Source organism: Paenibacillus sp. T2-29 (assembly GCF_052921365.1).
In genome coordinates, this window is the sequence record NZ_JBREVE010000010.1 from 29,879 (window position 1) to 43,677 (window position 13,799).

A 13,799-nucleotide genomic window follows, 5' to 3' on the forward strand; every position below is an offset into this window, starting at 1 on the left:
GATCTTCTATGCATTAAACGCAATTAGGTTTCTTTGTGGCTTGCATACCATGCTGAAATCTCTTCCATCCGTTGTTTAAATTTCATTTCAGATCCTTGTATAGTGGGGTGGTAATATTCCCGTCCGATGAGAGAATCTGGCATGGTCTGCATCATTGTTAATTTTTCTTGTGTATCATGGGCATATTTATAACCTTTCCCGTAATTCAGTTCTTTCATCAACTTAGTCGGAGCATTTCGTAAATGCAAGGGAACAGGTTCATTTACGGAATGCAGGGCGTCTTTTTTGGCAGCTCTATAGGCTAAATAAGCTGCGTTGGACTTCGGGGCCAAGGTGAGATAAATGACAGCTTGGGTTAGATGTACATCGCACTATGGCATACCAATAAACTGACAAGCCTGGAAGACAGCTACTGCTATCTCCAAAGCTCGGTTATCTGCTAAACCAATGTCTTCACTTGCAAATCTGACCAATCTTCGGGCAATAAATAATGGATCTTCTCCGGACTCCAACATGCGCGATAACCAGTAAATTGCAGCATTAACATCACTATTTCTCATCGCCTTATGCAAAGCAGATATGATGTTATAATGTTCCTCACCATTTTTGTCATATAATAATGACTTGCGATTTAACATTTGTACTAAATCATTTTTATTCACTACAATGGCTCCATCTGATTTTTTCCTGTGTAATACAGCCATTTCTAGTGTGTTTAAAGCTATTCTGGCATCTCCATCGCAATATTCAGCAATCGCTGATAGAACGCCTTCTTCGATCTCGATTGATTGATTATTAAACCCTTTTGGGTTCGCTAATGCTTTCTGTAATAGCTCTAAAATATCTGCATGATTGAGCGGATGAAGCACAAACACTTTACTACGAAAAAGCAAGGCTGAATTCACTTCAAACGATGGATTTTCGGTTGTTGCTCCAATCAATATAATGCTTCCTTTTTCCACATAAGGCAGAAAGGCATCCTGCTGTGCTTTGTTAAAACGATGAATTTCATCAATAAATAAAAGTGTTTTCTCACCTAATTGCCTGTTTCCTTCAGCTTCTTTCATGACACTACGAATATCTTTGATACCGCTAGTCACAGCGCTAAAATCAATAAATTTAGATTGGGTTTGATTGGCGATTATTTTAGCTAACGTTGTCTTTCCCACTCCTGGTGGCCCCCAAAAAATCATAGATGAAACTTGATCATTCTCAATCATTTCACGTAATACTTTTCCGGGTTCAAGCAAATGTTTTTGACCTACAAATTCTTCTAAATTTTGTGGACGTACCCGATTTGCTAAAGGCCGCCCCTGATCATACTCGTCATCAAATAAAGATCCTTGGATCATAAAATCACTTCCTTAAACAACGCATTTTAAAAGAGTTCATAAGATAACATTAATATATAACTACAATTAGTGTTTTATTCAATTATGAAATATAGTAGTAGACACTCGAGTAAGTTAATAATTTCAAAGATGCTGCTGTCGAAATTCTGCAGGCGTACAACCTGTTTCACGTTTGAAAAATTTACTAAAGTGGGTTGCTTCCTTGAAGTTAAGTTTTTCCGCAATGTCACTAATAGAATAGTCCGTATGCATTAACAGACGTTTTGCTTCAAGATTAATCCGGGCCGAAATGAAAGCCTTTGCACTTATTCCAACTGCTGCCATAGTTGCTCGAGTTAGAGTTTTTTCCGTGCAGTTTAGACGAGTAGCGTATTCACTGACATGGCTCAACTTAGCGAAGTATTTTTCAACGAGTTTCTGGAAGCTTATAAAACGCAGCGATGTTTGAGAATCTATTGTTTCATTCATCCGTTTGCATTTATGAAGAATACTGAGCCAAGTTACAAATGCGTAGAGTTGGTAACGCAACAACATATGAATATCTTCTTCTGTCCCTTCAATCAACAAGTCTTCGATCATTCGTTCGATAGAAGCGATGCTACGACGCAACTCATTATGATTTAAATTTAGAATGCTTGGTAGCCTTCCAAAATCAAAAGCTAGTTTAAGCTCATTTAATGTTGATGTGTTAGGTATAAGAAACTCCGAACGAAACAAAATAATCCAACCATCCCAATTCTCATCATGTCCGAAATTATGAACTTGACCTGGGGATATGGCAAGAAAGGTTCCTGTGCTACAGGAAATCGGCTCAAAATCGACCCATTGTATACACTCACCTTGAGTAACACATATGAGCATATAGAATTCATATCTATAAGTTACACTCATCCTTTCTTTGGGTGTCCGTTGTTTAAGATCAGAGACTCGAAAAATTTCCACATCGTATGGATAAGGTAGTACAGGTTGATATTTAAGACGTTCTATATTTATTTTCTGTTTTGATATGCGAACCACTACATAAACCTCCTATACTAAAAATGCAGAATGTCCGAAAAGTATCATTTATTTTCCCGGTTTTGCCTTTATCGTTTGTGTTGAATGACCTAAAATGATCATATCATTTCCAACATCTAAAAAAAGGAGTAAAAAAAATGAGTGTAAATATCAAAGAAGTAGCTGAAACTGTATTGAATATAGAACGCGCTAATAATGAACGGTGGAATCAAGGAGACTGCTATGGGTACCTGGATAGTTACAGTGATGATATTTCATACTTCGATCCTGTGACTGAAAAACTTATTGTAGGTAATTCAGCGGTGAGAGAACATATTTTGTCACGCTATAAAAATCCTAATATTATTCGGAGTGAATATCTCAATCCCGATGTCGCTGTCACTCAAGCTGGTGATTTGGCTGTGTTGAGTTATAATTTATACAATTACGTAGCAGGAGAAGATGGACAAGAAAAACTTCAAAAAAGTTGGAATACTACTGAAGTTTTTCGTTTAATTAATGGCGAATGGCGCACAGTACATTCCCATTGGTCTTTTGTCCGCCATCCTGGGATTATATCGGGTCTTGATACGTTCTAAATAAACACACCTTTTACTATAATTAATTAAAACTCCCTTTATCAGTTGAACTGATGGAGGGAGTTTCTGTTCATTCGGAATTTCATTTATGTAAATATTTAAAATGAAGGGGTATCTAACATGCAGATTGATAATACGATGGCAAAAAAAATTTTGAGCGAAACCAAAGGAGCATCTACCGTTGGATTTACTCACTCTTTGAATCCTTACAGTGGTTGTGCTTTTGGATGTAGTTATTGCTATGTTAGAGAAATGCCCATTCAAAAATATAAAGATATTCCTTGGGGAGAATGGATTGATATTAAACTTAACGCTGTTGAAAACTATAGTAAAGAAATTAATAGTCTTCGCCGAAGAAATAAACCTATCAATATATTCATGTCTACTGCTACAGATCCATACCAACCCATCGAGCGTAAGGTTGAGATCACAAGAAAAATATTAACGGAGATGATTGAATCTCCACCAGATTTCCTTCAAATCCAAACAAGAAGTCCTCTGGTGGTTAGAGACCTCGATATACTTTTAGAATTACAACAACGTTGTGGGTTATTAGTTTCTATGACTATTGAAACAGACCGAGAAGATGTAAAGCGACTTTTTGCACCTTTAGCTCCAGGGATCAACCTGCGCTTAAAGGCTCTTAGAAATGTCCATGCAGCAGGAATTGCTACACAGGCATCCATTTCTCCTCTTTTGCCTTTCACGCCAGATTTCCCCAAAAGATTACAGGGGATTGTTGATCGAATATATATTGATTCGCTGAACATTGGAGATGGTTTAAAGGGGAATCGATCCGAGCAATTGGGTATGCCTTTGTTGTTTCAGCGAAATGGGTTTTCTAAATGGTATCAGCCTGATATTCATTTAAAAACGAACAACTATTTTAATAAATATTTTGACGAAAAGATTATATTCTTATCTTCTAGTAGAGAGTATCCTCTAAAGGGGAAAATATGTACAATTGATTAATCTACAAAAAAATGGGACAGTCATATTCTCTATTAGGAGATTCAATTGATGAAAACTCAATATGTTTTACATACACAAAGAGCAACTAAACAGGCTACTCTTTTTTTGTATGTAAAATAATTTAAATTATAGAATTACCGTCCAGATTGGAGTTTCGACGCTTCACGTAGATGCGAATCCCCATTACGGGACGGGAAAAGGAGCTACGATTTATCGGTTCGTGAGCGACCAATTCTCCTCTTTCTACACGAAAGTCATCAATACGAACACTTGGGATGCCGTACACGTCATCGACGGTTTGCTCCACCATGAAACGGACTTGGCCATCGAGATGCATTATACGGATACAGCCGGTTACACCGATCAAGTCTTTGGTTTAACGCATTTGCTCGGATTTCCCCAACAGGAAAAGATTCAAAAGATTTTGACTTGTTATGCAATTTATATTCGCTCTGATTGAAACCTAAGCAGTCACCCTCTGAATTTAATAAAAAGCCCGATGATACGTGCTCATCGGGCTTTTTATTAAATTCTTATTAAGAAGAGATATTCTTGTTATCCGTCATTAATAATTAGTATACAACTTTATTGTCTGTACACAACCTTCTTATACTCGGACACGTTTTCTTAATTTTTTAAATCTTATAAGCCTTCATTGCTTTTCTTAGCTCTTTGAATGAAGGTCGTTTCCCGTACATTAAGACACCCGTACGATAGATCTTGGCGGCCAACCAACCGAACAACAAAATGGAAGCGACCAGAATGGCAAGTGACAGCCAGATTTCCAGCAAGCTCGCCCGCTCCAGACCAATCCGCAACAGCATAACGGTAGGAGAAAAGAACGGAATGTACCCAGCCACCTTAACGAAAATCGTATCAGGTGCGGCGATATTGAAGATACCGATATAAAAGGCTGCCAGTGACAGCACGGTAATTGGCATAATGGCCTGTCCCAACTCCTCGGTACGGCTAACAATGGAGCCCACCGCAGCGAACAGTACTGCATATAGAAAGTAGCCAAGAATGTAAAATATGAGACCATATCCTAGCACCGCGATATTCAGTTGCGACAGATCCAGCCCGGCAGAGCTAAGGATCACATTATTATGTGGCAGCATAAGATTGGCACACACAACGGCTGCAAAAACAGCAATTTGCAGCAGACCAACCAGGAAGATGCCGATAATTTTCCCAAACATTTGGGTCAACGGCGAAACACTTGTGATGAGAATCTCCATGATCCGTGAGCTTTTTTCCGATGTTACTTCTGCAGCAATCATATTCCCTGTCATCATGGAAGAGGTGAAGAATAATATCATCAATACATAGACCAAACCATAGTTAATCATTGAGGTTTCTTTTTCCTCTGTCCCTACAGCTCCCCCTGGTTCAGATGGACTGTCTACTTCTCTGCTATCCACCATTACAGGTGTACTGATTTCACGAATTTGATCGCTGGTCAACGATTTATTGCCCATAATAGCCTTGACCTTTGCTTCCTGAAGTCCCGTTTGCACCAATGTGATTACAGCCGGAGATGGCTCTTTTTCTACAGAGACGTACTCCACTTTGGGAAATGTGTCTTCCTTGGCGGCAGGCTCCGTAAACCGCACGTAACCTTGCAGCTTCCCATTTTTCAAGGCTTGCTGCATTGCTGGCGCTTGTACGCTGTCATAACGTACCCAGATGGCTGCCGGGTTGGACTGCTCCTTGGTAAACTGCTCCAGCTGATTCGCCACTTCTGTCTGGCTCCCGGCAATCAGCCCCAAGCGTTGATGCTCAGCTGCCGTTGTACCGGAACCTCCGGCCCCTTCTCCTTTAAACAAAGAAATCAAATATGGCAGATTCATGCCAACCGTAATAAGCAAGGCCAGTACCAGTGTCGTAATGATAAAAGATTTGGTCCTCGCCTTCTGACGAAACGTAAAACCGATCACCGTACCTAGTCTATTCATGGGAATCCCCCACCTCTCTTATGAAAATTTCGTTGAGCGTAGGTTCCTTGATCTCAAAATGCTCCACATCCGTTTGCCCCAATGCTGTTTGCAAAATTAACTTCGCCGCATCCGGCTGCTCAATATGCAGCATCCAGCCACGATCCATATTCTCTATGCTGCGTACGCCTGGCAGCTGTTCCAGCCCGCTCACTTCACCCGTAGTGATGAGACGAACTTTTTCACGTGGATAGCGGCCTTTAATCTCTTGCACACTTCCTTGCACCACAGTATTTGAGCGATGCAAAATCGTAATATGTCGGCACAGTTCCTCCACATGCTCCATACGGTGGGTTGAGAATAAAATCGCAGCCCCATCATCCCGTAATTCCTTCACCGTATCCTTAAGCAATTCGACGTTCACCGGGTCTAGTCCACTAAAGGCCTCATCCAAAATGAGCAGCGTCGGGCGATGCACAACCGCGGCAATAAAACCCATTTTTTGCTGATTTCCCTTGGATAGCTCCTCAATCCGCTTGTCATAATATTCTAGCACTCCAAAGCGCTCCAGCCAGTAGCGTAGACTTTTGTCTGCCTCCTTGGCCGACATTCCGCGCAGCCTGCCCAAATAGTTAATTTGCTCGCTCACCTTCACCTTGGGGTACAACCCACGCTCTTCGGGCAAATAGCCCATTGTCCGCTGAAGCTCCTTGCTGTAGGGCTTGCCCTCATATTGGATGCTTCCCCCGTCAGGGTAAATCAGACCGAGCACCATGCGCATCGTTGTCGTTTTGCCTGCTCCATTGCCTCCCAGCAGTCCGTAAATCTCGCCGCCGTTCACATTCAGCGATATTCCATTTACCGCCGTATGGTTCCCATATTGCTTCACGACCTTTTCCAATTGCAGCATACTCATGATTGTTTTACCCCTTCCTTCTCCATAAATGTCTCTGCATTCGCAGATATTTGTCCTGCAGACCAATATACTAAAATATCATCCAGTTCCAGACGCCGCACACGGATGGGGCGAATCCCCGCTTGTTCCAATATAGCACTGGCCTCCCCGGCTGCCAGCGTTATAATTCGCTGTAAATTCCCATCACTCTCCGTCTCTACAACTCCCGGAAGCTCTGATGCCTCCTCTGGTGTACCTTCAAACCACATTTCCTTGCCATTTTCGAGCAGATGGTCTTTTTCCAGTTTGCCAAGCAGCCTGCCATCGTGCATCAAGACAATATAATCCGCCAAACGCTTGATCTCGTCCATGATATGGGTAGCAATAATGATCGTCGTTTTGCCGTTCTTCATACAATCCCGCAGTTCATCTAGCATGATTTTCCAGGCAAAAGGATCTAAACCTGATGAAGGCTCATCCAGCAGCAACACACGAGGGTGTGGCGCCAAGGCAGCAGCCAATTCAAATTTCCGACGCTGTCCCTTGGACATACGCGATAATTTCGTATGTGATGGAACCTGAAAGCGGTCCATTAAACGCTGAAAACGTGTTTCATCCCAGCCGGGATACCACAATGCTCGAAAAGCCGCTGCTGCTTCTGCCGTTAATCGATCCTCCTCACGAACCGGCTGCTCCGGTATATACCCAACCCATTGTCGTGTATCTGCCGGCATGCCGTCGGGGTATGCTTGACCGAACCAACGAATCTCACCGGAATCCGGATGAACAAGCTGAGTCAGCAAATGAATCAATGTGCTTTTCCCTGATCCGTTATGTCCAGCCAAAGCGACCACATATCCTGGTTCAACCGTTAAATTAATCGGCCCAATATTCCGGTTACCCCGGGTTTTATAGACCTGGCTCATCTCAATAATTGGTGCTTTCCTCTGTATTTGCGTAGGAACTTCCACATGATTGTTCACAGCTGTCACTCCTTCACCTGGACTTCATACCTTCTTTTCACCATTTCTGCAAAAAGCTCCAATAATTCCTGCTCTGTCATCTGTACAGCGATGCCTGTGGCAATCGCCGTTTCCAATGCCTCGGTCACCGCTTTAAGGCGGTAACCTGAGCGCATATCATCCTCGACCAGAGCGACAAAGGTGCCCGTTCCCTGCCGGGTACGTAGCAAGCCTTCGTTCTCCAAATCCTGATAGACCCGCCGGACGGTGATTACACTGCAACGAAGCGTCCCTGCAAACTCACGAATGGAGGGAAGCAGCGTTCCCGCTGCAATTTGTCCGGTTACAATGAGTGAACGAAGCTGCTTTTCAATCTGCGCATACAGCGGTTCCGCGCTATTCTCATCAATTTGCACTGGAATATTCACCTGCTTTCCCCCCCTTTTTAGTTATTTTTGTACACATACTACTAAGTTAAGTTCCGTTTCATGAGCTTACGCTGTGTCACCCGATAGGACACTGACATAGCCAGAACTCCTGCTAACAATGCTCCCCACATCACCGGGGACAACAGCAACCATTCCTTACTATAAGAAGCCGTTATCGATACCAGGTTGGCCCCGCATACTCGAGCTATAATCGTAACCATCCCGCACATTAGCATGATCACAATAGATAGCCAGAAGTACTCTTTTCCTCTTTTCAAAAATTCCAAGTGAATATAAATGGCTTGAATGAGCATTCCGTAGCCTATCCAGGTCAGAGCAAACGATACAAAGAAACCTGTGCTGGCATATACCCGAAGCGTACCTGACAACGTAAACAAAAGAGCAAAAAATATCACACTATTCGCAACAAACGCCAACACCGCCTGTTGAATTCGACTCATAATTACCGCTTTCATCGGTATAGGCAAGGTGCGGAAAAAGGCTAGCATGTGCGTATAAGAATCTTCCTGCAAATATTTGAACGCTCGACGGTTATAAATGAACCCCAAAAACGGAATCAACGTCAGCATGATGAAATCAGCTACTGGACTCAAGGCTGCATGCTCACCCCATTGCACACTTACCGCAAAACTCATGGTAAATCCCAAATACGCAATAAACAGCAACGTCCATAGTGCTGCATATGGATTCTTGCGAAAATCCTGACGGGTAATCATCCATGCTTGCTTCATGATCGTCATTTTCTTATCCTGATCCCTTCTGCACTGCCTGTGAATAACGACCTCGTTCGCTCTTCATTTCGAAGGTGTTACGACAGTATTCAGTGTTATTACTGTATATATCCTTATACACAGTATATAAACCAAGATTTACAGTTGTCAACCACCTGAACAATATTGTGCGTACAATCACAATAGCTCGTTTGGACCTATGCTACTCTGTAAATGAAAAACGTTCTCAATCGAGGGGATGAACAAATGGATAAAATACTGCATTGGGATGAGTCCATATTTAACCTTGTTAATCGTCATCCTGAAGTGAAGGACATTATGGTAGAACTAGGTTTTCACGATATTGCCAAGCCCGGTATGCTCCAAACCGCAGGACGTTTTATGACACTGTCCAAGGGAATTGCATTGAAGAAAATAGGTATGGAAACTGTGCAGCAGACGTTTATGCAACATGGTTTTACCATTCAAAAATAAAGGGGTTAACGATCATGAGCGAGCTAATTAACAACCGTGAACATACAGCACAGGAATTAACGGAGCGTCAGCGAATACTGAAGGAAATTATTAAAGAACTACATGCTGGGAAAAGCGTGGAGGAAGTCAAAGCGCGTTTTGCAGAGGCTGTTGGTGGAGTAAGTGTGGCAGAAATTTCAGCGATGGAGCATGCCTTAATGACTGAGGAAGGAATTCCGGTGTCGGAAGTCCAACGCCTCTGTTCCGTTCATACGTCGATATTCAAGGGCTCTATTGAGGATATTCACCGTCCTGCAGGACCTGAGGAACAACCGGGACATCCTGTTCACACCTTTAAGCTGGAAAATCGTGAGATCGAACGGCTAGTCAACTTTAAGCTGGCATTGCATGCAGAGCAATTTCAAAAAGAAGACAGTCCCAAGGTTATTTACAAGCTGCTTGAGGATTTAAGTCTGCTGATGGATGTAGACAAACACTATAGCCGCAAAGAAAATCTGGTCTTTCCTTATCTAGAACGTTATGGAATCTTTGGTCCAACCAAAGTAATGTGGGGAGTGGACGACGGCATTCGTGCCGCAATCAAGGATGCGAAGAAGTTGCTCACCGAATATAACGGAGATCGTGAGCAGATCGGGAAGGCGCTTGCCCATATCATGAGCGAAGTGAATGAAATGGTATTCAAGGAAGAAAATATTTTGCTGCCGATGGCACTCAGTAAGCTGACCGAGGATGAATGGCTAAAAATAGCCCGGGAAAGCGAGGAAATCGGTTTCTGCCTGACCGCTCCTGAGCGTGAATGGATACCTGAACGGGCAGAGGAGCCTGTAGAAGCCCTTGAGCAAAAAGAAGACACTTCTGGCACTCCGCAAGGGTTCGTGCGATTTGAGACAGGGATTGTATCTGTACAACAATTGGAACTGCTGTTGAATCATCTGCCTGTGGACCTGACCTTTATCGATGAAAATGATGTTGTTCGCTATTTCTCTCACGGTAAAGAACGGATCTTTGCCCGCACAAAGGCCGTCATTGGTCGTACCGTGCAAAATTGCCATCCGCCGCAAAGCGTGCATGTCGTTGAGAAACTGCTGGAGGATTTTAAGGCCGGCCGCAAGGATGTTGAGGATTTTTGGATTCCAATCAAGGACAAATTTGTCTACATCCGTTATTTTGCCGTTCGGGATAACGAAGGACGCTATCTGGGAACGCTGGAATTCACGCAAAATATCGCTCCTATTCGCGCCTTGGAAGGACAAAAACGTATTCTATCGGAATAGCAGCCAGCCGTAAGCCACCATGTTCAGGTTTTTGCCACCCATATTTATAATATGCTGTTCTACTATAGGCTTGGCCCCCAGTCTTTCATAAAAAGTACACGCTGGATTATCTGCCAGCACCCACACCATAACAGAGTGAATATCCATACTATTAAAATGTTGAAGCAAGCGTAGAAAAAGTCTCTTACCGAGCCCTAAACTATGGTATTCACTCAAAACATAAATAGCCGTGATCTCTCCCCCATACGGGGGATATTCCCCTGACTTTTCCGGACCTCCACTCACAAATCCGATAATTTCCCCTTTTTCATTTTCAGCCACATATACGAGGTGACCGTCTTCAGTAGATAGATTCGCATTCCATAATTCTATTCTTTGCTCATAGGAAAGACGTTCCAGAACCTCGGCAGGCATGATATCTTTGTATGTCGTTCTCCAGCAGTCTACGTGCACCTTGGCGATGTCTTCGGCATCTGATATCATCGCTTCCCTGATCATCATGTGGGTTCCACTCCTAGTTTCCAATATTATGCCTCCTATTATACCGACGATCCGAATCTCGATCTATGATCTATAACAAGAAGCTCATTGTTTGGTGAAGTGGATATGCCATCCTAAAAAACTTACCAAGAGAGTCTTATGCACACGACCCGCACATTGGACTCCCTATGGCACAATACTCTTTTACGAGGTCAAAATATAAGGACCGTTCTTTGTAATCGCAATGGTGTGCTCATATTGAGCGCCCCAACTGCCGTCTGCTGTGCTGATGGTCCAACCATCATCCCCCCAGAGCACCGCGCCTTCGGGTCCGAGGGTAAATACCGGCTCAATGGTAATCACCATCCCTTCGCGCAGTGGCAATCCTGTTCTGGCACGACCGTAGTGGAGAACGTCCGGCGGTTCATGCATTTGGCGGCCGATCCCATGCCCAATCAGAGATTTGACGTTACCGTACCGCCGCCAGCCTGCCGCTTTTCCCACCGCATGCCCGATATCCCCTAATGTCCTGCCGGGGCGGGCAACGTCGATGCCTCGCATTAGCGCCTTATGGGTCTGCCGCAACAGCTTTGCTACCGGCCGGCTGATGTTACCCACTGCGTAGGTCCATCCCCGGTCAGCCAGCCACCCGTCCTTGTTGACCACAATGTCGATGGTCACAATATCCCCGTCATGAAGCACCCGCTCCGAGGGAAAGCCGTGACATACCACCTCATTGACCGAAGCGCAGGTAGCATAAGGGAACCCTTTGTAGCCCTTTTGTTCAGGCGTAGCTCCACGCTTGCTTAGAAATTGCTCCACCCAAGCATCGATTTCAAGCGTTGTGATTCCCGGAAGAATACGACTTTCCAGCGTACGATGGCAATCTGCCAAAATACGTCCGGCCTCCCTCATGTAGCCGATTTCCTCCGGTGTTCGTATCGCTATTTCTATTGGAATCCGCCTCCTTTGAGCATACAAATTCACTAAACCTATCCCATTGTATGCAGGACGGACACAAAAAAACCGTCTCCTCTGTGGATAGACGGTTTATAAAAGTCGTGTTTCTAGTTGTTCGTAAGCGAACCCTTAAGATACTGAAGAATTTATGCGGCCGAGTTCGTTTTCCACCACCATGGTCAACTCTTCCTCATACCCTCCTGTTATCCGGTATTTTCGCACATATTCCTTTACAAATTTTTTGGGATCCTTAGGCCGGAAAATTCGAGTCATTTCCCGCAGACTTTCCTTAACTTCATTATGACCTTTCGTTGCCATGTAACTCCCTCCCAAAACGTTGAAAATAAGTGCTCCGTTGAAGAGAATGCCGAAAAGTATTGATGTCCTTATGCAGTGAAGTAGTATGTCTAGTGCAGCTTAGGTCGGGAATGCCTTATGCGAGGCATGTACCTGACACTATTATTAACCGATTTTCTTTTGGCTGAATCACTACCCCATTATACCATATTCAGATACAGCTTTCAGCTTTCCAGTAAATTTACATTGATTTTACCTATCTTTTACGCTTCATATCATTTGGAGTTCTCAATTAGCTGCTGCATAGAGGTATACCTTATTTATCGGCTTTTGGAGCGTATGTGTTTGGGGTAAAATAAATAAACATAACAAGGGGGGAAAAGGATGAGCCGTTATGCTCCACTGTTCACTGCACCTGTTGCCCGTCTATCTGCGCTGAACCTCGGAACTTGTGAAGAGGAAGACATCGATGCCTCCCTACTTGATCAGGCAGACCACGAAATCCGAGCCAAATTTCCGAAAATGCATAGCTTTCTGCTGCTTCGCCACGGCAAGCTGATCTGGGAACGCTATTACAACGGTCATGAAGCAAGCTCTCTGAACGATTTGCGTTCCGCAACCAAAAGCTTCACTTCCACGCTCGTCGGCATTGCTATGACACGTGGGGATATGCCCGGACTAGAGACTGCTGTGCATAAGTTGTTGCCTGAGTATTTACCCAAGCGGAAGGAAACACTGCTAGAACGGATTACAATTCGTCATCTGTTGACTATGACGTCAGGCTTGTATTGGCAGACGGGCAAAAAGCTCGGTGAAGCCTTTATCCACCGTTTTCATCGCAGCAAAAGCTGGCCGTCCTTTGCCCTACGCTTACCTGTACAGGAGGATCAAATCGGCGTATTCCAATATCGCAGTGTGGATTCACATCTGTTGTCCGTTCTGCTCACCCGTTGCTGTGGGATTGACGCCTATACGTATGCTCTCCAGCATTTATTCGAACCGTTAGGGTTCGGGAGAAGTGGTTGGGCACAAGATCCAGAGGGCTACACCATGGGCCACATCGGACTGTATCTGACGTCGCGAGACATGGCTAAATTCGGCGATTGCTGCCTTCATCAAGGCATCTGGAATGGCAGAGAATTGATTCCAGCCGATTGGCTGCATGAGGCGACGCAGCGACAGATTGAAGGCTATCCGGAATTCGGAGATTACGGATTCCAATGGTGGACTGGACGACTCCACGGCATTGATTATGCCTGTGCACACGGACATGGAGGACAGCAAATTTATCTGATACCGGAAGCGAATGCAGTCGTGGTATTTACAGCAGACAGCAAGGTAAGCCGTTGGAAAAACCCACGAACACTGCTAGAACGTTTCGTTTTGCCAGCTGTATCCTCCCTCAACTTGGAACGTTCCTAAAA

14 protein-coding genes and 2 pseudogenes are annotated in these 13,799 nt (G+C 44.0%); 6 read left to right on the forward strand and 10 right to left on the reverse strand.

Going from position 1 to position 13,799, the window contains the following annotated elements:
- Window positions 1-23 precede the first annotated feature (23 nt).
- A pseudogene (locus ACU1JV_RS22150) lies at window positions 24-1,352 on the reverse strand (replication-associated recombination protein A).
- Between the two features lie 123 nt (window positions 1,353-1,475).
- Entirely contained in the window at window positions 1,476-2,369 is an 894-nt protein-coding gene (locus ACU1JV_RS22155; protein ID WP_040102208.1) for a helix-turn-helix domain-containing protein, read from the reverse strand.
- A 137-nt stretch (window positions 2,370-2,506) separates the two neighbouring features.
- Between ACU1JV_RS22155 and ACU1JV_RS22160 the strand changes: the two genes are divergently transcribed.
- The 3 genes and pseudogenes from ACU1JV_RS22160 to ACU1JV_RS22170 all read left to right on the forward strand — a co-directional run.
- Window positions 2,507-2,947: a YybH family protein gene (locus ACU1JV_RS22160; RefSeq protein ID WP_058712425.1), complete on the forward strand. Its 441-nt coding sequence runs from the start codon at window positions 2,507-2,509 to the stop codon at window positions 2,945-2,947.
- 120 nt (window positions 2,948-3,067) lie between these two features.
- Window positions 3,068-3,919: a radical SAM protein gene (locus ACU1JV_RS22165; RefSeq protein ID WP_446724675.1), complete on the forward strand. Its 852-nt coding sequence runs from the start codon at window positions 3,068-3,070 to the stop codon at window positions 3,917-3,919.
- 139 nt (window positions 3,920-4,058) lie between these two features.
- Window positions 4,059-4,343 (forward strand): annotated as a pseudogene (locus ACU1JV_RS22170) (Tn3 family transposase); the annotation flags it as partial.
- A 211-nt stretch (window positions 4,344-4,554) separates the two neighbouring features.
- Here the strand turns inward: ACU1JV_RS22170 and ACU1JV_RS22175 are convergent.
- Genes ACU1JV_RS22175 through ACU1JV_RS22195 form a run of 5 tightly spaced genes read right to left on the reverse strand, consistent with a single transcriptional unit; the run spans window position 4,555 to window position 8,899 of the window.
- A complete protein-coding gene (locus ACU1JV_RS22175) occupies window positions 4,555-5,874 on the reverse strand; it encodes an ABC transporter permease (protein WP_413987473.1) in 1,320 nt (439 codons plus the stop codon).
- Window positions 5,867-6,769, reverse strand: coding sequence for an ABC transporter ATP-binding protein (locus tag ACU1JV_RS22180; protein ID WP_413987472.1), 903 nt, complete (start codon window positions 6,767-6,769; stop codon window positions 5,867-5,869). Before ACU1JV_RS22180 ends, ACU1JV_RS22175 begins: the two co-directional genes overlap by 8 nt.
- Complete coding sequence (locus tag ACU1JV_RS22185; protein ID WP_013369245.1) at window positions 6,766-7,731, reverse strand: ABC transporter ATP-binding protein; 966 nt, start codon at window positions 7,729-7,731, stop codon at window positions 6,766-6,768. The genes ACU1JV_RS22180 and ACU1JV_RS22185 overlap by 4 nt, the downstream gene beginning before the upstream one ends.
- A gap of 5 nt (window positions 7,732-7,736) precedes the next feature.
- Complete coding sequence (locus ACU1JV_RS22190) at window positions 7,737-8,138, reverse strand: GntR family transcriptional regulator (protein ID WP_013369244.1); 402 nt, start codon at window positions 8,136-8,138, stop codon at window positions 7,737-7,739.
- Between the two features lie 41 nt (window positions 8,139-8,179).
- A complete protein-coding gene (locus tag ACU1JV_RS22195; protein WP_025675800.1) occupies window positions 8,180-8,899 on the reverse strand; it encodes a hypothetical protein in 720 nt (239 codons plus the stop codon).
- 237 nt (window positions 8,900-9,136) lie between these two features.
- Between ACU1JV_RS22195 and ACU1JV_RS22200 the strand changes: the two genes are divergently transcribed.
- Together ACU1JV_RS22200 and ACU1JV_RS22205 are read left to right on the forward strand one after the other, a co-directional pair.
- Window positions 9,137-9,364, forward strand: coding sequence for a DUF1858 domain-containing protein (locus ACU1JV_RS22200; protein ID WP_025675801.1), 228 nt, complete (start codon window positions 9,137-9,139; stop codon window positions 9,362-9,364).
- 14 nt (window positions 9,365-9,378) lie between these two features.
- Window positions 9,379-10,638 carry a DUF438 domain-containing protein gene (locus ACU1JV_RS22205; protein WP_413987471.1) on the forward strand — a complete coding sequence of 420 codons (1,260 nt, stop codon included), beginning with the start codon at window positions 9,379-9,381 and terminating at the stop codon, window positions 10,636-10,638.
- On the opposite strand, the gene ACU1JV_RS22210 is transcribed toward ACU1JV_RS22205, so the two are convergent.
- From ACU1JV_RS22210 to ACU1JV_RS22220, 3 genes are all read right to left on the reverse strand, one after another.
- Complete coding sequence (locus ACU1JV_RS22210) at window positions 10,627-11,139, reverse strand: GNAT family N-acetyltransferase (protein ID WP_264218078.1); 513 nt, start codon at window positions 11,137-11,139, stop codon at window positions 10,627-10,629. The two genes, ACU1JV_RS22205 and ACU1JV_RS22210, sit on opposite strands and share 12 nt — an antisense overlap.
- 183 nt (window positions 11,140-11,322) lie before the next feature.
- The gene (gene map / locus ACU1JV_RS22215) at window positions 11,323-12,105 is read right to left on the reverse strand and encodes a type I methionyl aminopeptidase (protein ID WP_013369239.1); all 783 of its coding nucleotides are present in this window, start codon (window positions 12,103-12,105) and stop codon (window positions 11,323-11,325) included.
- A 102-nt stretch (window positions 12,106-12,207) separates the two neighbouring features.
- Window positions 12,208-12,396, reverse strand: coding sequence for a hypothetical protein (locus ACU1JV_RS22220; RefSeq protein WP_007428354.1), 189 nt, complete (start codon window positions 12,394-12,396; stop codon window positions 12,208-12,210).
- 363 nt (window positions 12,397-12,759) lie between these two features.
- Between ACU1JV_RS22220 and ACU1JV_RS22225 the strand changes: the two genes are divergently transcribed.
- Window positions 12,760-13,797: a serine hydrolase domain-containing protein gene (locus tag ACU1JV_RS22225; protein ID WP_413987470.1), complete on the forward strand. Its 1,038-nt coding sequence runs from the start codon at window positions 12,760-12,762 to the stop codon at window positions 13,795-13,797.
- Window positions 13,798-13,799 lie beyond the last annotated feature (2 nt).

Bases quoted from the DNA above. Each gene is read 5' to 3' on its own strand.
- ACU1JV_RS22160 (WP_058712425.1), top strand. From the start codon at position 2,507: ATGAGTGTAAATATCAAAGAAGTAGCTGAAACTGTATTGAATATAGAA.
- ACU1JV_RS22165 (WP_446724675.1), top strand. From the start codon at position 3,068: ATGCAGATTGATAATACGATGGCAAAAAAAATTTTGAGCGAAACCAAA.
- ACU1JV_RS22175 (WP_413987473.1), bottom strand. From the start codon at position 5,874: ATGAATAGACTAGGTACGGTGATCGGTTTTACGTTTCGTCAGAAGGCG.
- ACU1JV_RS22180 (WP_413987472.1), bottom strand. From the start codon at position 6,769: ATGAGTATGCTGCAATTGGAAAAGGTCGTGAAGCAATATGGGAACCAT.
- ACU1JV_RS22195 (WP_025675800.1), bottom strand. From the start codon at position 8,899: ATGACGATCATGAAGCAAGCATGGATGATTACCCGTCAGGATTTTCGC.
- ACU1JV_RS22200 (WP_025675801.1), top strand. From the start codon at position 9,137: ATGGATAAAATACTGCATTGGGATGAGTCCATATTTAACCTTGTTAAT.
- ACU1JV_RS22205 (WP_413987471.1), top strand. From the start codon at position 9,379: ATGAGCGAGCTAATTAACAACCGTGAACATACAGCACAGGAATTAACG.
- ACU1JV_RS22210 (WP_264218078.1), bottom strand. From the start codon at position 11,139: ATGATGATCAGGGAAGCGATGATATCAGATGCCGAAGACATCGCCAAG.
- ACU1JV_RS22220 (WP_007428354.1), bottom strand. From the start codon at position 12,396: ATGGCAACGAAAGGTCATAATGAAGTTAAGGAAAGTCTGCGGGAAATG.
- ACU1JV_RS22225 (WP_413987470.1), top strand. From the start codon at position 12,760: ATGAGCCGTTATGCTCCACTGTTCACTGCACCTGTTGCCCGTCTATCT.